Origin of the sequence: Levilactobacillus wangkuiensis, assembly GCF_016861605.1 — a bacterium.
GTDB classification, from domain to species: domain Bacteria; phylum Bacillota; class Bacilli; order Lactobacillales; family Lactobacillaceae; genus Levilactobacillus; species Levilactobacillus wangkuiensis.
In genome coordinates this window covers 1-24,385 of sequence record NZ_BOLM01000001.1, presented here as the reverse complement: position 1 = coordinate 24,385, position 24,385 = coordinate 1, and the positions used below count along the sequence as shown (strand labels likewise).

Sequence of the window (24,385 nt, the reverse complement as noted above, 5' to 3'; positions counted from 1 at the left end):
CAAGTACATGTGAAGGAGTGAACGATATGCAAGGTGTTATCTATAATGGTATTCACGATATCGCGGTTAAGGACTTACCCATGCCTCATCCGACTGCAAATGATATCGTCATCAAGGTTATGCGTAACGGCATTTGTGGCTCAGACCTCCACGCCTATAATTTAGGTGGTGATGAAATCGGGATTCTCAAAGGTGGTGCCTTAGGTCACGAATTTGTTGGTATTGTCACTGAGGTCGGCGCAAACGTGACTGGCATTCAGGTCGATGACCATGTCTTCATCAATCCCAGTCGCGCTAAAGGCTCCACTAGTCAACTGGCCATGGCCGGTGGTCTCTCCCAATTTAATCTGATTCAGGATGCCGTCCTTGATCAAAACGTCTTTCTTTTGCCACAGTCGCTTTCGTTTGACCGAGCCGTCGTGATTGAACCCTACGCCGTCGGTATCCATGGCAAAAATATCGCGCATCCCCAAACCAATCAAAGCTTTTGTATCTTTGGCGCCGGGCCAGTCGGCTTAGCGAGCGCTTCTGGCCTGTTGCGTCAAGGCATGACCCGGGTCGTTGTTGTCGACATCGATAACCAACGTTTAGCCTTCGCCAAAAAGTTAGGAGCTAACGTCATTAATTCTGCCAAAACCAACTTATCCGCCGCTCTGAAAAAACTTTTTGGCACCGGGACCGGTCTTATGGGCGATGAACGGATTGGCGTAGACACTTACATCGATTGTGTCGGGCTTCCCAGCTTCATGACCGACTTCATCGACCAAGCCAAGTTCGGCGCAAAATTTGTCGTAGTCGCGTTGGGTGCGAAACCGGTCACCTTCAAGCCACAGTTCCTGGCCATGAATGAGATCAGCCTAATTGGCTCGGCCATCTATACCGCCGTCGATATCAAAGAAGCCATCGCCAACGTCACCCAGACTGACAACCACTTCCCTGAAATTGTATCCGCTCACTACCCACTTGCCGAGAGCGAAGCCGCGTTTGAACGGGCAAACACTGATAAGACGGCACTCAAGGTCGTCATTAACGTCAACGCTTAAATCATTTCACTAAAAAAGGAATCACTCACCCTCCATACGGAGAAGCTGAGTGATTCCTTTTCAACTTGCTTAATCTTAGTTGCGTAGCTTAGACAAGGCCATCTCAATCGTCCGGTCAACCAAAACAGATTGGCTGTCAACGATTGGGTAGGTCTTTTCCGGTTCGCGTTCCTGCGCCAAGGATAATTCCGTGCAGCCCAGGATCACGACATCGGCGTGTTGGTCTTCAATCATTTCGCGAATAATGCGGTGAAATAAATCGGCATCCACGTCATTATTTTGCTTAATGTGGTCGTAGATCAGCGTCATCGTTTCCGCTTCGATTTCCGGCGTTGGCAGCACGGGCGTCAACCCAGCCGCGTTAATCTCATCTTCGTAGACCTTATCAGTGATGGTCCCCTGCGTCCCAGTAATCCCAATGCGCTTGGCATTCGGGTACTTACGCTTGATCTCATTCACCGTTTCCCACGGCATGTGTAGGATGGGAACATCGGTTGCCGCCTTCAAATCATCGTAAAAGTAATGCGCCGTGTTACATGGCAACGTGAAAAAGGCTGGGCCCAGTTGACTCTGCTGGCGAATATCGTCTAGCAGACTGGGTAACGGATTGGGCTGACTGTGATCCAAAATGTAAGCCGTCCGATCCGGTACCGTCGCGTGGTTGACCAAAATATAATTCAAATAATCTTGATCGGCGTGGGCGGGCGTCCGAGCATTTAACAAATGAAGATAACTCTCGGTTGCCATGGTCCCCATACCGCCAATAATCGTAAAGAATTTTTTCATGGTGGTTACCCCTTATTTTCTGCGAAATACTTCTTAAAGTTAACCGTGTAGTTGTGTTGCATCCATTGAATCAACGCCCAGCGCTTCAGGTTCATGTCCTCGTCGTAACGGTAGGTCGTGCCGTACTTGCCCGCTGCAATCAGCTTCAACGCACGGTCCTTGTCGGCATTTTCCCGGGTGTACTGCTTGAAGACCTTGACCGGCACACCTAACCAGAGCGCATGTTGGCTTTCGTCCTTGTTGCCGTACACCGTTGGGGCATCCGCTAAGCTGTCCTGAACGTAATCCTTGACCACCCAATCGGCCAAGTTATAGCCGTTTAAGGTGACGAAGAAACTGCTCCGGCCCTGCCGCAAATTGATTTCAAACAGCTTGAAGGATTGGTCCCGCACGTCATACTTCATATCAAAGTTGGCGTAACCGGTAAACTCAATGGCTTCCAGGAATTTTTGAATGTTATGGTAAATCGTTTCGTTATATTCCGGAATGATAGCCACGTAATTGCCAATCGCGGATGGTGCTGGGTCTTCCAGTAAGGGGTGGCCCAGGCACATCATTTTAACGTGATGGTTGCGGTCCACGTAGGCGTTCAACACCCGCATGTTACTGTCATCCCCGGGCACAAAGTCCTGTAAAATCAGGTCAGATTGGTACCCGTTAGCGTAAATTTTTTGTAAAATGTCGCGGAATTCCGCCTCGGACTGAATCCGAAAGGCCTTCTTCCGGCCTTCAAAGTGGACGTCTAACCATTCCACACTGTTGGCAGGCTTCAGGGCTACCGGGTAGTCAAAGGGTTGTTCAACGGGTTCTGATGCGGTGGCGTCTGCCTTGGTGATGATCCGCGTTGCGGGGTATGGCAAGCCATACTGGTCACAAACCTTGTAGAAGTTTTCCTTGTTGTTCAGGTGCCGCAGCTTATCGTAATCGATATATGGGCAAATGAATACGTCTTCCAGTTCGTCCTTGTGCTTACTGATCAGTTCCGCGTAACCATCCCCACACCCAATCAAAATCACGGGTTCTGGATGATCCGCGTAACGTTCCTTGAGTTTCCGCATGGTCTCAATCCAAACGGGGTCCTCATCAAATCCTGGAATCAATTCCAGGTTGACGACTTTGGTGTAGCGGGTCGGTGCCAACTGAATGCTGGCAAAGGCCTGAACGGGTTCATGGTACAGCTGATAAAATGACCGGGCCATCCCGTATACGTTAAAATCGCTCCCTAGCAGAACGGGCGTGAATTTTGCTCCATTGGTTTCCATAACAAATTAAAGTCCCTTCACAACGTACTTATATCTCTCATTAAATGTTCAACTATTTATTTTATTTATCGCACAATTTCTGGCAATAATTATTTCAGCCAGCACGGGTGTTCACAATTACTGCCATGAACACCCGTGTTACAGGCGATTTCCGATCCGCAACCGGTGTCAGTCGGAGGGCTGGTGAAAACGGACCAAGCGTGGTCAGTCTCAGTGACCAGAGACGGATCAAGGTGACCAGCTGTGTCGATGGTCTAAGCTGAGGTTTCTCACTCAGCTTAGACCATGGGACAACCTTTGAGACCGTTTTTCAGGCTCAAAGTTGAGGTGGAAGCCCGCCCTTCGGCTGGAACCGACCCCACAGCAGGGCACCTTGAATCCGCCGCCGGGAACGGAAATTGCCCACAGCGTTCTGGTCCATTTTCACCAATCGTTGGACCAGAAAAAAGCTAAGTAAACACAATCAAGGTTGTTAGCGGACGAGTCCAATAGCAACCTTGATCGTTATCGGCCAGCCAAAAAGCTATGCCGTTTTAAATTAAATTTGCGTGCGGCGAACCAGGTCCACCGTCTTAGCCGTCGTGTCTTCTGGGAAGTAAACTTCGTACCATAAGATAAACGTGTAGATGGTGAAGATCTTTTGCATGCTAGACTTACCGTTGATGTGTTCGTGTAAGATATCCATCAGGGCGTCCGTGTTAAAGAACTTGTGGGCCACGTCGGAATTAAAGGCTTCGATGATCCGTGACTTGTAAGGTTCCGTCTTGATCCAGGTGGCAATTGGAGATGGGAAGCCCATCTTTTCCTTCTTAGCCACCCGTTCTGGTAACTCAGCCTCGGCAGCGGTCCGCAGAGAAACCTTGGTTTCATCCGCGTGAATCCGCGTCTTCACTGGCATGGTGGCGGCAAACTTCGCAACTTCCTTATCAACCAATGGCGTCCGCACTTCAAGTGAGTTTGCCATACTCATCCGGTCAGCCTTGTGCAGAATGTCATAAGGTAACCAGGTGTTGATATCAAAGTATTGCATCTGCGTCATTTCATCCAGGCCCTTAACGTCATCGAAGAAATGCTTAGTGTAAGCCCCAGCGTCTTGGTTCAGGCTTGGGTTCTTCAGAATCTTGTTGCGGTCATGGTAATCGAAGACGTAGTTGACCCGGTAGTAGCGTTCACTCAATGGCTGTGCCCCACGGACCAGGAACCGCCGACCATGGAAGCGAGGGAATTTTTCAGCGATGCCACCCAGCATCTTCCGAATGCCCTTAGGTACCCACTTCTGGTAACGTTCGAATGGAATGGCTTCCAAGTAAGTGTTGTAGCCACCGAAGAATTCGTCGGCCCCTTCACCAGACAGCGCCACCTTAACGGATTCACGCGTCCCCTTGGACAGGTAGTACAGTTGCATGGCAGATGGGTTGGATAACGGTTCATCCATGTAGTACATAATCGTTGGCAAAATGTCAAAGTAATCGTCACCAGTCATGTAGAGTGGCGTGTTCTTTTGCTTGATTTCCTTGGCAAATTCGGTTGACCAGCTCAATTCACTGTACTTAGAATTCTTGAACCCTAAGGAGAAGGATTGGATTGGCTTTAATTTAGAAGCTTCGTTCAACACGTAGGAAGAATCAATCCCACTGGACAGGAAGCTCCCAACCTCAACGTCGGCGATCATGTGGGTCTTGACGGATTCATCAACAATCCCGCGAATCTTCTTGGCATCCTCTTCAACCGTCTGACTGTTGTCGATGTGATCGTAGTTGAACTTGTAGTAACGGTGCGTTTCCGTCTCGCCATTGGCATGGTGAATGAAGTATTGACCAGGCAAAACCTTGTAGACGTTCTTGAACATCGTGTCCCGTGATGGGATAAATTCAAAACTCAAATGAATTGGCAAGAGGGCTTCGTTGAATTCCTTCTTAAAGTTAGGGTGTTCGAGGAACGCCTTAATTTCAGAGGCCCACAGGAAGGTCTCGCCATCATCGTAGTAGTACATTGGCTTGATACCAAAGTGGTCCCGTGCGCCAAAGACTTCGTTCTTCGTCTTGTCATAAATGGCGAAGGCGTACATCCCACGCAGGCGGTCCAACAGCTTAGGACCCCAAGCATCGTACCCGTGAATCAAGACTTCTGAGTCCACGTCAGTTTGGAATTCGTAACCCAACTTTTGTAAGTCGGCCCGAATTTCTTGATAGTTATAAATTTCACCGTTAAAGGTCAAAACCTTGGTTTGATCCCGGTTATACATGGGTTGTTTACCATGGGCTAAGTCGATGATCGACAGCCGGCGGAAACCCATCACGGCTTGTTCGTCGTGGAAGAAAGCCTCGTCATCCGGCCCCCGGTGCTTAATCCGATCTGCCATACTGTTGATGGTATTAGTCGGAACATCTTTTTGATTCACATAGCCAACGAATCCACACATGTGCGTATCCCCTTTTTCCTTTATTCTTATCGCCTAATTTAGTCGTTCATTAAAAATTAAATGAAACACAACACCCATCATTTTAGCAAATTTATTTCGGGAATACCATAATATTAAGGATTCTTAATGGATAGCTAAAACTCCGGTTACTCTGGCGCCACTTCAGCCAATTGATCCGTGTTGATCACTTTGACCTGACGACGACCAATGGTCTCAATCACGCCGTCCTTGACCAGCTGCCGAAGCTTGCGGCTCAAGGACTCTGGCGTCATGCCCAGGTAAGCGGCCAGGTCCTGCTTGCTCATTGGTAGATCAATGACGCCGGACTGATGCCCGCTAATTTCTTGTAAATAGCCGGCTAACCGTGGGAGCGCGTCCGGAATGGCCAGCAAGGTGGCCTGTCGTTCCGCCGTCTTCAACCGGTCCGCTAGCGCCCCCAGCAAGGCCATGGACAGCGGTGGCATCTGCTTGATCAAGGCTGTCAGGGAAGCTCGCGAAATGGTACATAACTCGCTGTCCTTGGTAGCTTCAGCGTATGAACTGTGAATTTCATCCGTAAACAGCGCGATTTCACCAATGAAGTCGCCCGGATTCAGTACCCGCAAGACCTGTTCCCGACCATCTTCGCCCAAATGGTATAGGCGTACCTGACCCACATTGACGATGTACAGAGTTTGTGAAACTTCTCCGGTGCTAAACACCGTCCCGCCCTTCTTGGCCATGACGGGCCGGGTAACCTGAGCCACCGACGTCAGTTGATCCGCCGACAAGCGCTGAAAAATGGTCACCTGGGAAACACATTCCAGTTCTTGTTCGATTGATTCATGATGATGTTCATGTACCATTTCGGCATCTCCTTAAATTTTTTCGATTGGTCTAGTGAGAAATGATGGGTTGATTCCGTTCCCGGCGGCGGGCTCAAAGTGCCCTGCTGTGGGGAACGACTCCGGACTGTGGAACGGTCCTCCGCCTCGCCTTGAAACTTCGCCAAAACCGCGAGTTTCCAAGGTCGTCCCGTGCTCTAACCTGAGAAAATCACTCAGCTAAGACCACCGACACAGCTGGTCACCTTGGCCCGCCTCTGGTCACTGACATTGACCACCGTTTTTCACTAGACCAATGCCAATCCGTCTGGCTTTGAATGCCGCAATACTAGCATTTACATAACATTATTGCTAATTTTTGCAATTACAAATTACTGAAAATCACTGATACCACGGACCACTGTGTGTTACCGGCAAAATCGGTGAGAATGAGTCATCGCGGACAAACTACTCAACCACCCCAATAACAGCCACCAGCCACCGCTAATAACCGTTTGATAATGGACTAAACCAGTGTCAGCCGCAGGGCTGGTGAAAATGAGCCAGCGAGGACAGAATTAGTGACCAGAGGCAGATCAACCACCCCGGCTGTGTCGATGGTCTTGGCTGGAGTTCTTTTCCAGCCTAGCCCATGGGACAACCTTTGCGACCGCTTCTCAGGCGCAAAGTTGAGGTGGAAGCCCGCCCTTCGGCTGGAACCGGCCCCATAGCAGGGGTGGTTGAATCTGCCGCCGGGAACGACAGTCTCTGTCAGTCACTGCCAACCGCCGATAGCCGTTTGATAATGGGCTTAACCCGTGTCAGCCGCAGGGATGGGAAAACTGGGCCAGTCGTGGAAGTGACCAGAGACGAGCCAAGGCGCCCAGCTGTGTCGGTGGCCTTGGCTGGAGTTCTTTTCCAGCCTAGTCCACGGGGCGACTTTTGAGACCGCTCTTCGGCTCAAAATCGAGGTGGAAGCCCGTCCTTTGGCTGTAACCGACCCCATAGCAGGGCGCCTTGAGCTCGTCGGCGGGAACGGACGCGACTAGGCGCGGTTTTCACCAGCCCGGAGGCGCCAGACAACGACCAAGTTAAGTCCATTCTATCAAACTATTAGCGGTTACCGGTGGCTGACGCCTCACTCTTGGCGAAATGCCCCATCCCTTTCACAATGATAGCGGTTTATCCCGTGCCACGCGTGTGTTATAGTGTGCTTAACGACATTCTATGAGGAGGAATTATTATGAACCGTCATACCCATCAGGCTTGCACCTCGTTTTTAGCCGGTAAACTTGCTACTTTAGATGGTAGCACACTGATTGCCCGTAACGAAGATAACTTCGTGGCCATTTGGCCAAAACGGGCCGTCGTCCATCCCGCTAACGAGGACCGCGACCGCCACTTTGTTTCGAAAGGTAACGCGTTTACCACGACGTTACCCGAACAGGCTTACCACTACACGGCCATGCCCGACAATGACCCGAGCGAAGGCTACTTTGAGGAGAGCGGCATCAACGACCAGAACGTGGCCATGAGCGCGACCGAAAGTGCCTATACCAATAGCCGCGTCTTGGGCATCGATCCACTAGTCACGGACGGCATCGCCGAAGACGCTATGCTAACGGTCGTTCTGCCTTACGTCGACTCCGCCCAGGCCGGGATTCAACGGCTGGGCCAACTGGTCACGGAAAATGGGGCTGCCGAAACCAACGGGGTCCTCTTCAGTGACGCCGAAGAGGTTTGGTACATGGAAATCGTCAGTGGGCATCACTGGGTCGCCCAGCGCATCCCCGACGACGCCTACGCCGTGGTTGCCAACCAATTGGCCATTGAGGACGTCGACTTCATTGACACCAAGAACTTCTTGACCTCCCCGGGTATCCGCCAGTTTGTTCAGGAAAACCGCTTGAACCCCGATGGCAATCGTTTCAACTCCCGCCACATCTTCGGTACCCAAACGATTGACGATGCGCACTACAACACACCACGGGTCTGGTACGGTCACAAGCTGTTCACCCCGAGCGCCCTGGAGAATCCTAGCAGCCAAGACCTGCCATTCATCCGGCACGCCGAACGTAAAATCAGCGTCGGCGCCGTTGAACAATTCTTGGGCTCCCACTACCAAGAAACCCCGTTCGATCCGTTGGGCACTGGTAGCGAAGAGGCCAAGCACCAGTTCCGGGCGGTCGGCCTGTCACGGACCCAGAACTCACACATCCTGCAGATTCGCCGCAACGTGGCGCCCGTCCTGGCCGGCGTCGTTTGGCAATGTCTCGGCAACCCCGCCTTCAGTCCCTACCTGCCTTTCTATGCACAGGGTGATCAAGTGGGTCTGGCATACGGCGAGGACAACGCCGCTTACAATGGCCAGAACCCCTACTGGGCCAACAAGTTACTCGACGTTTTGAGCGAGGCGCATTACCACCAGAACCGCAAGCTACTTGCCGACTTCCTGAACCAAACGCAAGCGGCCGGCTACCAACGCTTACATTTAGGCGACCAACAAGCCACCGTCTCCGCTGCTTCTCTCGGCCAGTTCAACGCCGAGACGGCCGATGCCTTGGCTCAAGCCATTCAAGTCCAGACGGGTAAATTAGTTCAGGCCAATGCCGACCTTTCCGCCCTGACCTTTACCATGGATGCCGGCTTGTAAATTGGTATCGTTTTCAAAAGGAATGCGCTATAATGAAATTAGCAGCTAGCCTCGAAAGGAATGATTAGATGGATGAAGTAGTCCTTTTCAACCCAGGAGATTCAATTGGTAATTTTCACGATTATCACGAAGCCGTGCAAACGGCCCAGATTTACCAGGAACGGCATGATGAGTCCGGTCACGTCCTGGTCGTCAAGAGCGAACACGGGGAGCCATCGTTCGATATCTTTTTGGCGGAACAACAGTTGACCGATCGAACAGAACCGTCAACGACCAAACGTTACACCGTTTCCAAAAAACTTTAATTTGCTAAATAAGCGCATCGCCAAAATTTCTGCCGGCGATGCGCTTTTTTGTAGTCTATTTTTTAAATAAGTTTAATTGGTCCTTTAAATATTTACCGGTGACACTTTCCGTGGCTTGACTGACCGCTGTAGGCGTGCCGGTTGCGACCAAGTGGCCCCCGTTGATGCCGCCACCGGGTCCCATGTCAATCACGTAGTCCGCGTTGGCGATCAGGTCCAAGTCATGTTCAATCGCAATCACCGTGGCCCCTTGCTGAAGCAGCTGGTCAAAGACCTTAACCAATTGTTGGATATCCAGCGGGTGCAGGCCGACCGTGGGTTCATCGAAGATAAACAGCGTCCCAGTCTGGCGTTTGCCGATTCGTGAGACCAGCTTCAAGCGCTGCGCCTCGCCACCGGACAATGCTGGCGTGCTCTCCCCCAATAAGAGGTAGCCCAGCCCCATGTCATGTAGCGTCTGCAGGGTTTGTTCGATTCCACTTTCCGTCGCAAAAATTGGTAATGCCTCATCGACGGACAGAGCCAGAATGTCCGCAATGCTATAGCCATGCCAGGTCACAGCCAGCGTTTCTGGATTGTAGCGTTGCCCATGGCACTGGGGACAAACCTCCGTGATATCTGGCAAATATTGGACGTCGAGGGAAATCTGACCGGTCCCGTTACACGTGGGGCAGGCCCCCGCCTTGACGTTATACGAGAAACGACTGTTGGTATAGCCCTGTTTCTTCGCCGCCGAGGTCGCCGCAAACAGCTTACGTAACCGGTCCAAAATATCGGTATAGGTGGCCACCGTCGACCGGACATTCTTGCCAACCGGGACGGAATCCACCTTGACCACGTGACGAATGCCGGCACGGTCCAACTGGGTGACGTGCTTGGGCAACGTGCGATGGGCCACGTCCGCCTCAATGGCGGGAATTAGACTGTCGAGTACCAGCGTCGTCTTACCGGCCCCACTCATCCCCGTGACCGTAGTCAAGCGATTTTTCGGGAACTTCACGGCAACATCGTCAATGTTGAAACGGTGCTGCACCTCGAGGCTCAGACTGCCCTTTTGCCAAAGCGTCTGGTCGTCGAGCTGCGGCCGTTCGCGCAGTTGGGCGGTCCCGTTTAAAAATGGTGCAATCAGTGATTGCTGACTGTGGGCCACCTCGGCCACGGTCCCCTGGTCAACGACGGTCCCGCCCGTTTTGCCGGCACCGGGGCCAATTTCAATCACGTAATCGGCCGCGCCAATGATTCGGGTATCATGGTCGACCACGACCACGGAATTACCCTGCGCCACCAAGCCCCGGAAGGCTTTAATCAATCCGGTGACGTTGGCGGGATGCAAGCCCACGGAAGGTTCGTCCAACACGTAGAGCACGCCAGTCGTGGCACTCCGTAACGTGCGTCCCAGTTGAATCCGTTGGAGTTCCCCGGTCGACAGGGTAGCGCCGGGACGACTTAGCGTGAGGTAATCCAAGCCCAGATCCACCATTGGTTGCAGGCTCAACAGTAATTCGTCGACCAAGTTCTGGCCGATGCCCTGCATCTTAGCGGGCAACCAGTCCACAATGGTCCCGGCAAATTGCCGCAGCTCATTGACGGGCAGGTCACACACTTCCGCGATATTCTTGCCGACTAATTTCTGCTTGAGCAATGCTGGATTCAGCCGGGTGCCGTGACAGGTTGGACAGGTATCGAACGTGTAAAATTTGTTTAATTTGGCAATCGTCCGTTCATTCTTGCTGGTGGCCATGCTGTCCTCCACTGCGGCAAAGGCGCTTTCGTAAACGGCCTTATCCATGTGGAAGATTTTCCCCTTGCTGCTGGGGATGTCGATAGCCACGAACTGCTTCTTTCCATGGAGCACGCGCTGTTTATCCGCGTCACTCAGGTCCTTGTAAGGAACGTCGATGGGAATACCGATGGCGTTGGCCACGATGGGCATGAAGTTCCGGCCGGGCAGGTGCCAGGAAGCCACGGCCCCTTCCTGAAGCGTCTGATCCTCGTTGCCAATAATCAGGGACGCGTCCAGTTGCCGGACCTCGCCCAGCCCATCACAGGTGGGACAAGCCCCACCTGAGTTAAACGCAAAGTCTTCTGCGCCGGGCGCCCGGAATGTGACGCCACAGGTCGGGCAGGTCACGTAACCATCATTTTCCGCGACAGCTAGCGTCGACGGCACCTGATGGCCGTTGGGACAAACCGGTGACCCCAGCCGAGAAAAGACTAGTCGTAAAATATTCAGGCTCTCGGACATGGTGCCGACGGTCGAGCGGACCCCGGGCACCTGCGGCCGTTGACGTAACGCTAAGGCTGAAGGTAGGTACTCGACGGATTCAACTGCGGCCTTCCCCATCTGGTTGATGCGCCGCCGTGTAAAGGTCGAGAGCGCATTTAGGTAGCGCCGAGCCCCTTCTGCGTAGAGCACACCCATCGCCAGGGATGACTTGCCGGATCCACTCCGCCCGGTGATAGCGACGAATTGGTTTAAGGGGATGTCGACGTCCAGGTCCTTAAGATTGTTGACCTTAGCGCCGCGCACCTTGATGTGTGTGGGTAAATTAGTTGGCATGGAAAACTCCTTTCTGAAAATGGACTCTAATTTCACTATACCATTCTCGCAGAAATTCCGTTGGTTCAGCCGCTTACCAATTACTTTCGCAGAACCACCAAGCTACAAATGACTAATAATGTCCGGATTGACGTCCTTTAAAATCTGATCATGCAACTTTTTTGCCACGTCTTCAGTCGGACTAATAATAAAAATCGTATCATGCCCCGCCAAGGTCCCCGTAATTTCCGGCAGGTCGAGGTCGTCGAAAATGGCGGCCAGCAGATTTCCATTGCTGGGTTGTGTCTTGATCACGTTCACGAATTCTACCCGTGTGATGCCGACAACCACCTCATTAATGGTTTCTCGCAGGTGCTCTTCCTCACTCCGATTGCCGGCCTTAAAAATCGTGTAGCGTAAATGGCCGTGACCATCCTGAGACTTAACGATCTGCATCTCCCGAATATCCCGGGAAATAGTGGTCTGGGTGGCTTGAATACCTACCTCTTCCAAATGGGTCATTAATTCTTCTTGCGTCCCAATTGGATACTGATTAATTAATCGTTCAATGTGTGCCTGTCGCATACTCTTTTTCACTAAATCCGCCCCCATTGTATAAACGTTGCCTTACACTAGATATAAATGTATAAAATACCGGTTTTTATGCATAATGATTAGCCACATTGTAGCAAAAATCACCGACGAACGCAAAATTATTTACCACCCAAACGACCCCATTTTAAAATAACATTTTTAATGAAATATAGTAGAAGAAATTAAAAATTAAATTTTGAAAAAAATCGCTAAAATCACTGGTACGACGGGTTAAAAACTGTATACTTAGAAGTGTAATTTATTCACGTCTAGGAGGCATTCAGAATGTCACAAAATTTTATCGTTGACGACTCGTTCTGGGAAATTTTCCCCGAAGTCGAAATTGCATTTTTAACCGCACACAATGTGGACAATCATGATAACGGTCAGGTTCCGGCAACGCTTTTATCCGCTGCCAATGAAGCGGCCGCAACGCGCTGGGTTCCCAATGATCCCATCAGTAAGAATGCCGTGATCCAAGACTGGCGAAATGCCTTTCAACAGTTCAAGACCAAAAAAGGTGCGCGCTGCGCCGTTGAAAGCCTGTTGAAGCGGGCCAAGAACGGCAAGGGGGTTGGCAACATCAACCCCGTCGTGGACATCTACAATTCCGTTTCGCTCGAATGGGCCTTCCCCGTTGCAGCGGAGGATATGGATCAGATTCAGGGCGACATTCATTTGACGGTCGCCGAGGGTGGCGAACCCTTCCGGCCAATCGGTGAGGACGAGGTTGAAACGGCCCTACCTGGTGAGGTCATCTACCATGACGCCCACGATGTCATTTCTCGTTGCTGGGCTTGGCGTGACAGTGCTCGCGTCGAAGCTACCGAGGACTCCAAGAATCTTTTGTTCTACATGGAAAACGTCAATCCAGCGCGGCAAGAGGATCACACCCAAGCCATTCAGGCTCTGCAACAACGACTGCACGACTACTTAGGCTTGGAAACCAGCCTCACCCTTGTGACCAAAGCACACCCAGCCATTACGTTCAAAGACTAACCGATTATCAGCGAATGACGGGCGACCAAGGTTTCCGTTTCGAAATGTAAGCGCATTAATTTCCGAAGTTGTTTTATATTCCCCATAGGAGTCTGGCGAGCGTCTCGTCAGGCTGAAAGGATCGTTTCTATTATGAAAATGTCAACGCTGTCAGAACCCGAATCCCCTGCCAGGCCGAGTCACGGACTAGGCCTCACTGCACTGATTTCAACCGTTATCTCCTCTTCAATTGGTGGGGGAATCTTCGCCTTAACTTCTGACTTAGCGGTCGCCGCTTCACCTGGACCCGCCCTTATTGCCTGGGGCATCGTGGGTTTTGGAACCCTGATGCTGGCCCTGTCACTGAACAATCTCGTCACCAAGCGCCCCGACCTCGAAGGGATCTTCTCCTACGCCGAGGAAGGCTTTGGCAAATACACGGGCTTCGTCAGTGGCTGGGGCTACTGGATTTCTGCCTGGATGGGTAACGTGGCCTTTGCGACCGTGATGATGAATGCGGTCGGCTACTTCATTCCCCTGTTCAACAGCAGCAATAAGATTCCGTCCGTCATTGTCACCAGTATTATCCTCTGGTTACTGACGCTACTGGTCAATCACGGGATTGAAAGTGCCGCCGTTATTAATTCTCTGATCACTGTCTGCAAGCTGATCCCCCTGTTTGTCTTCATTGTGATTGCGATTATCCTGTTCAAGGGACAGGTCTTCACCGTCAACTTCTGGGGCAACGTCCAATCTAACGTACAGGGGGCCATCGCACCTAGTTCGATTGGCTCGCAGATCAAGAGCTGTTTCATCATTATGATGTGGGTCTTCGTCGGGATTGAAGGGGCCACGATGCTCTCCTCGCGGGCGAACAAGAAATCCGATGCTGGTAAGGCCACGTTGATTGGCCTGTGTGGCTTGGTGGTCATTTACATCCTAGCTTCCGTTCTCCCGTACGGCTACTTCGACCGGCAAACGCTGGCCGCTATGAAGCAACCCGCCATGGTTTACATTTTCAGAGACATGGTCGGCTCCTGGGGTGGCGCGATGATCAGCTTAGGCCTGATTATTTCAACCCTGGGTTCCTGGTTATCCTGGACTATGCTCCCCGCAGAAACGATTCGCTTAATGTCCAAGCAAGAACTCTTACCCAAGATTTTCAGTCGCAAGAACAAAAACGGCACCGCTACCATTTCGTTGATTACCAGTAGTGCCCTGATTCAATTCTTTCTCTTAACCTTAATTTTCACGGACCGCGCTTACCAAATTGCCTACTCGATGTGTACCGTTGCCATCACCATCTGTTACATCCTGGTGGCGGCCTACCAAATCAAGTTTTCCTGGCATCACCTGCAGGAAGCGGGCAACAAGCTCCAGCTGTGGATTGGGATTGGCGCCCTGCTCTTCGAAAGTACGGCCGTCTACTTCTCCGGAATTAAATACCTAATCTTCTGTTCCATCGCCTACATTCCCGGAAGTATTCTCTTCCTGATGGCGCGTAAACACCGCACCCAGGGCGGCAAAATGCTGTCCCACAAGGAATGGGCCGGAATGGCCATCATCCTGGGCTGTGCCGTGTTGGCCTTGATCAGCCTCTTCAATGGTTCCCTGCGCCTCTAGTCGAATTGATGGGTAAACAAAACGCCGTCACATCAACCGTTTGGTTGATGTGACAGCGTTTTTTGGTAGCAACGATTGCGTTGCCAGTAATGGCTGCCACTCTAATTGTTCAATAAGGTGAAATACTTGCGCTCATAGGTAATTTGCCCACCGGCAACCAGTTCTTTGACTACCTGGCTGGCGGTCTCGCGGGTGGTCCCGGAAATTTGGGAGAGCTCGATCAACGTAATGGGGTAGGGAATCAGGCGCGTGCCATCAGCCCCTGGTTTACCAATGGATTGGCCGAGAACCTTGAGGCCGTTGCGCACGCGACTGCTGGCACTGGAGTTCACCATCAACTGTAATTGATTCTCATTTTCGTTGATGATCTGCCCCATTTCCAGGATGACATTCCGCATCATCTTCTTGTTCTTCATCAAGAGACTTTCGAAGTCTGCCATCGGAATCGAAATGATTTCGGTCGCCGTCATGCCCGTGACCGAATAGGAATAGTCATGGTCGTGGAACATCCCCCGGTAGGGAAATCCCTTCGTCTCATTGATAAATTCGTAGAAAAACTCATTCCCGGATTCATCGGTTCGCTCAGTCTTCAACAAGCCTTTCGCCAAAAAATAAAAGTTTGCGCGCGGATCGGCCTGATTGAACAGTAACTGGCCCTTCGGATAGCTCCGGACCCGCATTTTATTTTGAATCACGGCAAACTCTTCACTGGTAAAATCTTTAAACTCGGGATTTTTTTTCAAAAGCTGTAAATATTGTGGATATTCATTCTTTCGTATAATCAAAATAATCCTCCCAAACGCGTTATGACTTATTTCATCATAACGTAATTCGGGAGGATTATCAGCACCGATCATCAAAAAATTGCTAGTTTGATCAGCGACGTGCGCTAACTATTTAGAAATGATGGTTCCTTGACCGTTTTCGAGGAATTCACCAATGTTTTCCAGTGAGGTCACAACGGCTTGGCCATGGCTGCTGTTCTTAACGAAGTCGACAGCGGCTTGGACCTTAGGGAGCATGCTCCCCTTGGCAAATTGGTTATCCTTTTCGTAGTCTTCCAGTTCTTGGATGCTGACGTGTTCCAGCTTCTTTTGATCTGGCTTGTTGAAGTTCACGTAAATGTTGTCCACGGCCGTCAGGATGATCAGCAGGTCGGCGTGAACCAATTCAGCTAATTTTTCTGAGGCAAAGTCTTTGTCGATAACGGCTTCGCGACCAACGAGGCGGTTGCCTTCACGGACCACGGGCACGCCACCACCCCCAACGGAGATAGGAATGACGCCGGCACCAACTAAGGTGTCCACGACCCGGTATTCGTTCACACCAATTGGCTTTGGTGATGGCACAACGCGACGGTAGCCTCGGCCTGCGTCTTCAACGTAGGTGTATTCTGGGTGCTCCTTCTGTAACTTTTCAGCTTCGGCTTGGTTGTAGAAGGGACCGATTGGCTTCGTTGGTGACGTGAAGGCGCCATCCTTAGGGTCAACCTCAACTTGGGTAACCACCGTGGCAACATCCTTGGTGATTCCGGCTGCGGCCAATTCTTCGTCCAAAGCGTTTTGCATCCAGTAACCGATGCTCCCTTGCGTCATGGCAACGGCAGTATCCAATGGCATTGCGGGGTTCTTTTCAGTACTCCCGGCAGCCTGTTGCAGTAACAAGTTTCCAACTTGGGGACCGTTCCCGTGGGAAATAATCAGGTCATCCCCCTGTTCAACGAACTTCACCAAGTACTTTGCGGTCGTCCGCAGAGCAGCTTGTTGGGCTTCCGAAGAAGCATCCTTTGATAAGATGGCGTTACCGCCAAGGGCCACAACAATTTTACGCTTTGTCATAATCAATTCTCCTCGTCTTTGTTTAATCTTTATTCAAGTAATCCGCTAAAACAGCCAAGCCCTTCTTCAACGTTTCCGTTGGGGCACAGTACCCCAGGCGGGCGTGTCCCGGAACATCGAAGGCTTCCCCAGGAACCAGCAGAACGCCGGTATCCCGGAGTAAGTTTTGACAGAATTCCAGGCTAGACGTCTTGGTTTCGAGCTTAACAAATGAGGTTGAGACCCCATTCGGAAAGACACAACTCACATTGGGCGTCTTGGCAACCCAATCTTTGAAAATCTTCAGGTTGTTTTGGACAATCTCACGGTTTCGAGCCAACACCTTGTCGCGGTTCTGGAGGACCAGGCAAGCCGCCTGATCACTGAAGACCCCGGCACAAATCATGGTGTAATCCCGGTACTTGCGGAAGGTTTCGGCTAGTTCGGCATTGGTGGCCGTCCAGCCGACCCGGATCCCCGGCATCGAGTAGGTCTTCGACAGCGAGTTGGTGGAAATCCCCTTTTCATAGAGGTCCGCGATTGGCGCAAAGTCAACGCTTTCATCGAATGGCAGGTAAACTTCATCCACCAGCACGTAGGCGCCCACTTCACGGGCAATGGCAACGACCTGTTCCATGAAGTCCCGGTTCAGAATCGTCCCGGTCGGGTTGTTGGCGTTGTTGATACAGATCATCTTAGTGTCAGGGCGAATCAAGCGTTTCAGCTCTTCAATGTCCGGATACCAGTTTTCACTTTCCTGTAACTTCCAGAAGCTGACGTCCGCACCCAGTGACCGCGGAATATCGTACAGTTGTTGGTAACTTGGGTAAACACTGATGACGTGGTCGCCCGGTTTGATCAAAGCGTACAGCGCTAACAGGTTAGCCCCAGTGGCCCCATTCGTTTGCAGGATGTTAGCGGCATCAACGTGATCGTACAGCTTGCTGACCTCTTTTTTAAAGGTCGGTGAGCCTTCGATCCAGCCGTAATTCATTTTCTGTTGGTCTAATTCATCATAGGTGTTATCTTTGGTCAGATTAACCAGTTCATTCATTGAAAACGACGTGATCGTGCTCTGGGCCAAATCATAGGTCGCCTCGCGTTCGTGAACGTTCAACCATTCCTCAACACCAAATCCATCGATATCCATGTGCCGTTCCTCCTAAATCGTGATGAGTCCCATTGCAACCAGGACGACCCCGGCGATTGCACCGATGACAATCAAGGTCGAGTAGATGATTTCAGCTTTGGTCAGCTTCCCATCATCAATATCGAATTCTTTTTTGGCACGGTAGTAGAAGTATAGGCCTGGAATGTAACCGATACAGCAGAGTAACAGGAAGTGTAACCCAGCTAAGGTAATGGCAATAACTTGGAAGGCTAAGGCAAAGATCCCGATCCACATCTGTTTTGTATCTTTATTTTGCGCAGAGAATTTCACTTGGTACATCCCCACGAAAATGTAGCACACCACGATAGCAGCGGTACACAGGGAAAGCGCAAAGTTGTAAGCTTCTTCAGAGAATAACAGCACTAACAGGAAGATTTGAATTAAGGCAGCAGTCAGCACCAGTGAGAACGTTGGTGCACCGTTTTTGTTCTTCTTACCAAAGTAACTAGGCAAGAGTTTTTCTTCAGCCATTAACATGGTGGTATCGGCTGGCAACATCGTCCAGGATAACCATGCCCCTAAGATGGCAATGATTAAACCAACACTGATGAAGGCCCCGCCCCATTTGCCGACCATGTCTTGGAAAATGTAGAGCATGGCAGGTTGGTTGATTTTAGCTAATTCGTTTTGTGACAGGTAACCATAAGGTAAAACAGAAGCCAAAACGTAGATGACCAGTAAGGAAATGATCCCGATGATGGTTGCCCGGCCGGCATCGTTCTTGCTCTTGGCACGAGAAGACAGCATGCTTGCCCCTTCAACCCCAACGAAGACCCACATCATGATCATCAAGCAAGACTTGAATTGGGTCCAGATATCACTACCACCGGCAACGCCAGAGGTCACGTTCGTCCAGAAGTGCGCCGTGAACATGCCACCCTTGAAGACGAAGATGCCGACAACGATGAAGGCAAACAGTGGAATCAATTTGCAAATCGTAATAATCGTGTTCACTGCCGCAGCGGATTCAACCCCGCGGTTAACGATGAACGTCAGCGCCCAGGAAACGACACTGGCCAAGATCACGGAAGCCACATTTTGGCCACCCTTGAACATTGGCAGGAAGTACCCCAGAGAACTCATGAGGACGGTGGCAAAGGCCACGTTCCCCAGCCAAGCACTCAGCCAGTAACCCCAGCCACTCACGAATCCGGCAAAGTTACCGAACCCCTCTTGGGCATAGGCGTGGATTCCTTCAGCATCGGGCTTCTTTAATAATAAGTTGTTTAGTGACAACGCTAACATTAAAATCCCAAATCCAACGATCAACCACGCTAACAGAACGGGGCCAGGTGCAGCACCGCCAGCCAGTGAACTGGTTAAGGTAAAGACCCCTGAACCGATTGAACTAGTGACGACGGCCGCCGTTAACGCGCCCAGAGATAATCCTTTATTTTCATCCATATTCTCACTCTTTTCCTCGTGTTTGCAATAAAAAACGGACTAATCGCTCTGATTAGCCCGTCTTTAATCACTCGTTAAGCTTTAGGAATAAACAAGTTACCTAAAGTTGCGGCCATCATCGCTTTGATGGAGTGCATCCGGTTTTCAGCTTCTTCGAATTGACGCCCATACTTACTAGTGAAGACTTCTTCAGTAACTTCCATTTCAGTAATGCCGTACTTCTTTTCAACATCTTGACCGTATTGGGTTTCGGTGTTGTGGAATGCTGGTAAGCAGTGCAGGAAGATGAGTTGGTCATCTGGGGTACCAGTCTTCTTAAGAGCAGCCATGTTAACTTGGTATGGCTTCAATAACTTAACCCGTTCTTCCCAGTTGCTTTCGCCCATGGATACCCAAACGTCGGTGTAAACCACGTTGGAACCTGCTAAACCTTCATCCAAGTCATCGGTAACCAGGAGCTTAGCACCGGACTTCTTAGCAAAGCCTTGAGCCAAGTCTTGGGTTTCCTTAGTTGGGAACAGTTCCTTAGGGGCAACGATGTGGACGTTGACACCTAAGATAGCACCAGTAACCAGCAGAGAGTTGGCAACGTTGTTCCGGCCATCACCCATGAAGGTTAAGGTCAAGCCCTTTAAGGTACCGAAGTTTTCCTTAACGGTCATGAAGTCAGCCAACATTTGGGTTGGGTGCCATTCGTCGGTTAAACCGTTCCAAACTGGCACACCTGAGTCGCGAGCTAAGATTTCAGCATCGCTTTGCTTGAACCCACGGAATTCAATCCCATCGAACATGCCGCCTAAGACCTTGGCAGTGTCAGAAGTCGATTCCTTCTTACCTAATTGGATGTCGTTTTGGCCCAAGTATTCTGGGTGAGCACCTAAGTCGATAGCAGCAGTGGTGAATGCTGAACGGGTCCGAGTTGAGGACTTTTCAAAGAGTAAGGCGATGTTCTTACCTTCCAAGTAGTGGTGAGGAACGCCGGCCTTCTTCAAAGCCTTCAAATGTAAACCGAAGTCGATCAAGTATTCGAGTTCTTCTGCGGTGAAGTCCTTTTCAGCTAAAACGCTGCGACCTTGAAAGACATTTTGCTTGAAATCTTGTGCCATGATTAATCAATCTCCTCTAATTTTAAAATTAATTGTTTACTTTAAGTCTTCACGTACCAATGGCATACTCATGCAACGAGGACCCCCACGACCGCGGGATAATTCACTTGAGAGAATGTCAATAACCTTCAAGCCATGCTTACGAAGTAATTCGTTAGAAACATAGTTCCGGTTGTAGGTAACGACGACACCAGGGGCAATGGCTAAGGTGTTAGAACCATCATTCCATTGTTCACGGCCAGCGACGATTGGGTCACCATTACCGGTTGGGATTAAGTCTAAGTCATCCAAACCTAAGGCGTCTTTCAGAACTTGCTTCAAGTCCGTCTTGTGTTCGAGGTGTAAGTCTTCAGTGCCCTTGCCAGGTGTGATGGTCCAGGTGTCGATGTGACCGCCTTCGCCTAAGATACCTGGGTGAACCGTGAATTGGTCGGTGTTGATCATGGTGAACACCGTGTCCAAATGCATCATTGCGTGGTTATGTGGAATCCGGATAGCAATCACAGTATCGAAGTTGCTGTCCTTGAACAGGTTCCGGGCAATGTCTTCAATGGCATTGGCAGAAGTCCGTTGTGAAACTCCGATGGCCATCACGTGATCGGACAGAACCAGTTCGTCCCCACCTTCAATACGGGTGGTGTGGTTCCGGTCGCGCCAAACGTTCAAGCCCTTGTTAGCAAACCGGTGATGGTACTTGATAATGGTTTCCATAAAGAGTGATTCGCGTTGGCGAGCAGCGAACGTCATGTGGTTAATGCTTAAACCATCCCCGATTGAAGCCGCTGGGTCACGAGTGAAGTACAGGTTAGGCATTGGGTCCATAAAGAATGGGTAGTCGCTGTCTTCAGCGGCACTAACCAGGTCACTAGGTGTGAAGTCCAGTTCGTCTTTACGAACCCCACCCATAATCTTGTTAACCATTGCTTGTGTGTCGAGGGAAAGTAAGTATTCCTTCAGGACATCATGAATCGTGCCGGCCATGTAGCCGCTTTCAGTTAACATCTGTTGCAAGAAATTTAATTTAACTTCTTCGCCACCATCGTCTAAGGCTTCGGCGGATAATTTTTCTAAGTACAGAACTTCAGTCCCGTTTTCGCGAAGAACCTTAGCGAAGTTGTCATGTTCTTGTTGGGCGATTGGTAAATATGGAATGTCATCAAACAGTAACCGTGACATCATATCTGGCGTGAAGTTTTCTACTTCAACGTCCGGACGCTTCAGCATAACCGTTTTCAGTTTACCGATTTCAGATGTTACATGGATAGGTGTTGTCATCATTGTTTCCTCCCTTGCTTAACTACAAGACAGAGTATAATCTCGAAATGAAAACGCTAACATTAAATGGCTAGCATTCAAAATGCGAAGGATTTCACATTTTAAGAGTGGAATGTATATTCAGTCCAAAATATACATTATTCATTCATTTTGACTGGTAAAAATTAGTAAAAATAGACTTTTTTACATAAAATTAATTTGTGTTTTTCTTACATTTTTTTGCAGATCATTTCTTTGCATGACTTTTCAGAGGCAACGTCATTGACGAAAAGACAACTCTTTTCGATTTATATCGTTGCTATTAAAGGCTTTCCATAACTTGTCGATGCTTTTACAGTGGCATTAGTGATTACATGATTTTCTTGGCTGAGGGCTTTTTCGTTAACTTTCCTTGTAAAAGAACTTTGGCTTTTTCATTGTAAAGATAATGTATAAACTGAGTATTATTCAGGTAAAACGCTCCAGACCGGTTGTGGCACCGCGGCTGTTAGTAATTTAATCACAAATAAGTGGCTGGTCACTTCTCTTAACGTTTGTCAGCCCCTGAGACTAGTAAAAGAGCGCTCAGGTCACGAGGACTTGAACGCTCTTTGCTAAATTAATTTTTCTATTAGGTGCGGACTACATCTCGTCTGGTGCCTTAACGCCCAACAAGCGCAAGCTTTCCTTGACGACGATTGAGACGGACTTAACCAAAGCTAACCGGGCTGGTAAGCCGGCATCATCCGCAAGAATCTTGGAGTGCGCGTAGTATTTGTTGAAAGTCTTGGACAAGCGGATGGCATACTTGGCGATGACGGAAGGCTCTAACTCGTCACAGGCCATCTTGACCATGGTTGGGAAGTCGGCCAGGGCCTTGATGGTATCCCAAGCTTCGGGATCGGTGACCTGGTTGGCATCCGCCGTAATTGTGGTTGCCTTAGCTTTCCGCAGAATGCTTTCGGCCCGGGCATGGGCGTATTGGACGTAAGGACCGGTTTCCCCTTCGAACTTCAGTTGATCTGCCAAAACGAAGTCAATGTTGTTGGTCCGTTCGTTCTTCAAATCACCAAAGACGATGGCACCGACCCCAACTTGTTGCGCGACCGCTGACTTGTTGGCCAAATCAGGATTCTTCTCGTTGATTTCCTTTTCAGCCAGCTCGACGGATTCTTCCAAGACCTTAGCCAACAGAATGATCCGGCCGGAACGCGTTGACAATTTCTTCCCATCAACGGTGATCAGCCCAAATGGCACGTGTTGCAGGTTCGGCGCTGACTTCAGGCCCATTTCTAACAGAACGGCCTTTAACTGCTGGAAGTAATACGTTTGTTCCGAGCCAACAACGTATAAGTTCTTGGCTGGTGCATATTCACGGTCACGATACAGCGCGGTCGCAATATCCCGCGTGATGTATAGTGATGCCCCATCACTCTTTAAGATCAGTGCTGGGTTCAGGTTGTACTTGCTGAGGTCAACGACTTGGGCGCCTTGTGATTCAACCAACAGGTGCTTGTCCTTGAGGATTTGAACGACCTCTTCCAGCTTATCGTTGTAGAAGGCTTCCCCGTTGTAGGTATCAAACGTTACACCCAACTTCTTGTAGACGTCGTTGAACTCTTCCAATGAAGCTTCCCGGAACCATTTCCAGAGACGGTGCGCTTCAGGGTCGCCATTTTCCAGCTTTCTGAACCATTCACGGGCTTCATCGTCCAATTCAGGCTTGTCCACATCCTCTTTATGGAAGCGAACATAATATTCAACTAATTTGTTAATGGGGTCAGCCTTAACGTCAGCTTCGTTCCCCCACAGCTTGTAGGCCGTGATGAGCTTCCCAAATTGGGTGCCCCAGTCGCCTAGGTGATTGTCCTTGATGGGGGCATAGCCGTTCTTGGTCAGAATCTCAGCAATCGAGTTCCCAATCACGGTCGACCGTAAATGCCCCATGGACATTGGCTTGGCAATGTTTGGTGAAGACATGTCGATGGGCACCTTCCCACCGTTGCCATCATTGTTTTGGCCGTAGGAAGCGCCGGCGTTCAAGACATTTTCCAGCGTCGCAGCACTGTATTGGCCCTTATCAAAGAAGAAATTCAAGTATGGACCGGCAACCACGACACGTTCAAAGTCACTTGAATCAATCTTTTCGGCCAAATCTTGGGCAATCTGTTGCGGTGCCCGGTGCAGGAGCTTAGCTAGTGCAAACGTGGGGAACGCCATGTCCCCAAGATCAGACGTCTTGGGCTTTTCAAGCTTCAACGCAATCTCTTCCGCCGACAATTGGCCGTCTAACGCGTTCGCCAATGCCGTAATAACCTTCTGTTTATAGTCCATACGAAAATTCCTCCCTGTAGTTCAAAAATTATCAAGATGATTAATCTCAGTGTACACTAATTCCCTAGGGCGTCAAAGGTGTTGTGTCACAAATTACCTACGTTAAATGCCTGCTAGTTGTGCCTCAGCGCGCTTCTATCGGGGGCCATATAATTATGCTAATAACCAGTGGACTGGACTCTAGGGGGCCAAATGGGGCTTGTAGACGACAAAAAGAGGCTGTGACATAACTAGCCTCTGTAGAACAAAAATAAGGCACGAAACCGAACTTTGGTTTCGTGCCTTATTTCC

The 24,385-nt window shown here is 50.1% G+C and carries 18 protein-coding genes; 5 read left to right on the top strand and 13 right to left on the bottom strand.

What is annotated here, in order from left to right:
• The first annotated feature begins 26 nt into the window (after positions 1–26).
• A complete protein-coding gene (locus tag JUF13_RS00090; protein WP_203637208.1) occupies positions 27–1,043 on the top strand; it encodes a zinc-dependent alcohol dehydrogenase in 1,017 nt (338 codons plus the stop codon).
• Between the two features lie 75 nt (positions 1,044–1,118).
• Here JUF13_RS00090 and JUF13_RS00085 read toward each other — a convergent pair whose 3' ends face one another.
• The 4 genes from JUF13_RS00085 to JUF13_RS00070 all read right to left on the bottom strand — a co-directional run bounded on the left by JUF13_RS00085 (position 1,119) and on the right by JUF13_RS00070 (position 6,358).
• Complete coding sequence (locus JUF13_RS00085; RefSeq protein ID WP_203637207.1) at positions 1,119–1,829, bottom strand: aspartate/glutamate racemase family protein; 711 nt, start codon at positions 1,827–1,829, stop codon at positions 1,119–1,121.
• A 5-nt stretch (positions 1,830–1,834) separates the two neighbouring features.
• Positions 1,835–3,091 (bottom strand): carboxylate--amine ligase, encoded by a 1,257-nt coding sequence (locus tag JUF13_RS00080; protein WP_203637206.1) that lies wholly within the window; start codon positions 3,089–3,091, stop codon positions 1,835–1,837.
• Positions 3,092–3,629: 538 nt separating this feature from the next.
• Positions 3,630–5,513, bottom strand: coding sequence for an asparagine synthase (glutamine-hydrolyzing) (gene asnB / locus JUF13_RS00075; protein WP_203637205.1), 1,884 nt, complete (start codon positions 5,511–5,513; stop codon positions 3,630–3,632).
• Positions 5,514–5,659: 146 nt separating this feature from the next.
• Positions 5,660–6,358 (bottom strand): Crp/Fnr family transcriptional regulator, encoded by a 699-nt coding sequence (locus JUF13_RS00070; protein WP_203637204.1) that lies wholly within the window; start codon positions 6,356–6,358, stop codon positions 5,660–5,662.
• Positions 6,359–7,559: 1,201 nt separating this feature from the next.
• Here JUF13_RS00070 and JUF13_RS00065 point away from each other — a divergent pair.
• Both JUF13_RS00065 and JUF13_RS00060 read left to right on the top strand, forming a co-directional pair.
• Entirely contained in the window at positions 7,560–8,969 is a 1,410-nt protein-coding gene (locus JUF13_RS00065; RefSeq protein ID WP_203637203.1) for a C69 family dipeptidase, read from the top strand.
• Between the two features lie 68 nt (positions 8,970–9,037).
• The gene (locus JUF13_RS00060) at positions 9,038–9,274 is read left to right on the top strand and encodes a hypothetical protein (protein WP_125763224.1); all 237 of its coding nucleotides are present in this window, start codon (positions 9,038–9,040) and stop codon (positions 9,272–9,274) included.
• 55 nt (positions 9,275–9,329) lie between these two features.
• On the opposite strand, the gene JUF13_RS00055 is transcribed toward JUF13_RS00060, so the two are convergent.
• Both JUF13_RS00055 and argR read right to left on the bottom strand, forming a co-directional pair.
• Complete coding sequence (locus JUF13_RS00055) at positions 9,330–11,834, bottom strand: excinuclease ABC subunit UvrA (protein WP_203637202.1); 2,505 nt, start codon at positions 11,832–11,834, stop codon at positions 9,330–9,332.
• Between the two features lie 102 nt (positions 11,835–11,936).
• Positions 11,937–12,410 carry an arginine repressor gene (gene argR, locus JUF13_RS00050; protein ID WP_125763228.1) on the bottom strand — a complete coding sequence of 158 codons (474 nt, stop codon included), beginning with the start codon at positions 12,408–12,410 and terminating at the stop codon, positions 11,937–11,939.
• A 282-nt stretch (positions 12,411–12,692) separates the two neighbouring features.
• Here argR and JUF13_RS00045 point away from each other — a divergent pair, with 282 nt between their 5' ends.
• Both JUF13_RS00045 and arcD (JUF13_RS00040) read left to right on the top strand, forming a co-directional pair.
• The gene (locus JUF13_RS00045; protein ID WP_203637201.1) at positions 12,693–13,406 is read left to right on the top strand and encodes a B3/B4 domain-containing protein; all 714 of its coding nucleotides are present in this window, start codon (positions 12,693–12,695) and stop codon (positions 13,404–13,406) included.
• A gap of 138 nt (positions 13,407–13,544) precedes the next feature.
• Complete coding sequence (gene arcD, locus JUF13_RS00040) at positions 13,545–15,008, top strand: arginine-ornithine antiporter (RefSeq protein WP_373300790.1); 1,464 nt, start codon at positions 13,545–13,547, stop codon at positions 15,006–15,008.
• Between the two features lie 101 nt (positions 15,009–15,109).
• Here arcD (JUF13_RS00040) and JUF13_RS00035 read toward each other — a convergent pair whose 3' ends face one another.
• The 7 genes from JUF13_RS00035 to argS form a co-directional block, all read right to left on the bottom strand.
• Positions 15,110–15,793 (bottom strand): Crp/Fnr family transcriptional regulator, encoded by a 684-nt coding sequence (locus tag JUF13_RS00035; protein ID WP_225893586.1) that lies wholly within the window; start codon positions 15,791–15,793, stop codon positions 15,110–15,112.
• A 108-nt stretch (positions 15,794–15,901) separates the two neighbouring features.
• Positions 15,902–16,846 (bottom strand): carbamate kinase, encoded by a 945-nt coding sequence (gene arcC / locus JUF13_RS00030; RefSeq protein WP_203637199.1) that lies wholly within the window; start codon positions 16,844–16,846, stop codon positions 15,902–15,904.
• Between the two features lie 22 nt (positions 16,847–16,868).
• A complete protein-coding gene (locus JUF13_RS00025; protein ID WP_203637198.1) occupies positions 16,869–17,975 on the bottom strand; it encodes an aminotransferase in 1,107 nt (368 codons plus the stop codon).
• A 12-nt stretch (positions 17,976–17,987) separates the two neighbouring features.
• The gene (arcD, locus tag JUF13_RS00020; protein WP_203637197.1) at positions 17,988–19,400 is read right to left on the bottom strand and encodes an arginine-ornithine antiporter; all 1,413 of its coding nucleotides are present in this window, start codon (positions 19,398–19,400) and stop codon (positions 17,988–17,990) included.
• A 74-nt stretch (positions 19,401–19,474) separates the two neighbouring features.
• On the bottom strand, positions 19,475–20,506 hold the full coding sequence (gene argF / locus JUF13_RS00015) for an ornithine carbamoyltransferase (protein ID WP_203637196.1): 1,032 nt from the start codon (positions 20,504–20,506) through the stop codon (positions 19,475–19,477).
• 36 nt (positions 20,507–20,542) lie between these two features.
• A complete protein-coding gene (gene arcA, locus JUF13_RS00010; protein WP_125763242.1) occupies positions 20,543–21,781 on the bottom strand; it encodes an arginine deiminase in 1,239 nt (412 codons plus the stop codon).
• A 621-nt stretch (positions 21,782–22,402) separates the two neighbouring features.
• Positions 22,403–24,094, bottom strand: coding sequence for an arginine--tRNA ligase (gene argS, locus JUF13_RS00005; protein WP_203637195.1), 1,692 nt, complete (start codon positions 24,092–24,094; stop codon positions 22,403–22,405).
• Positions 24,095–24,385: the final 291 nt, after the last annotated feature.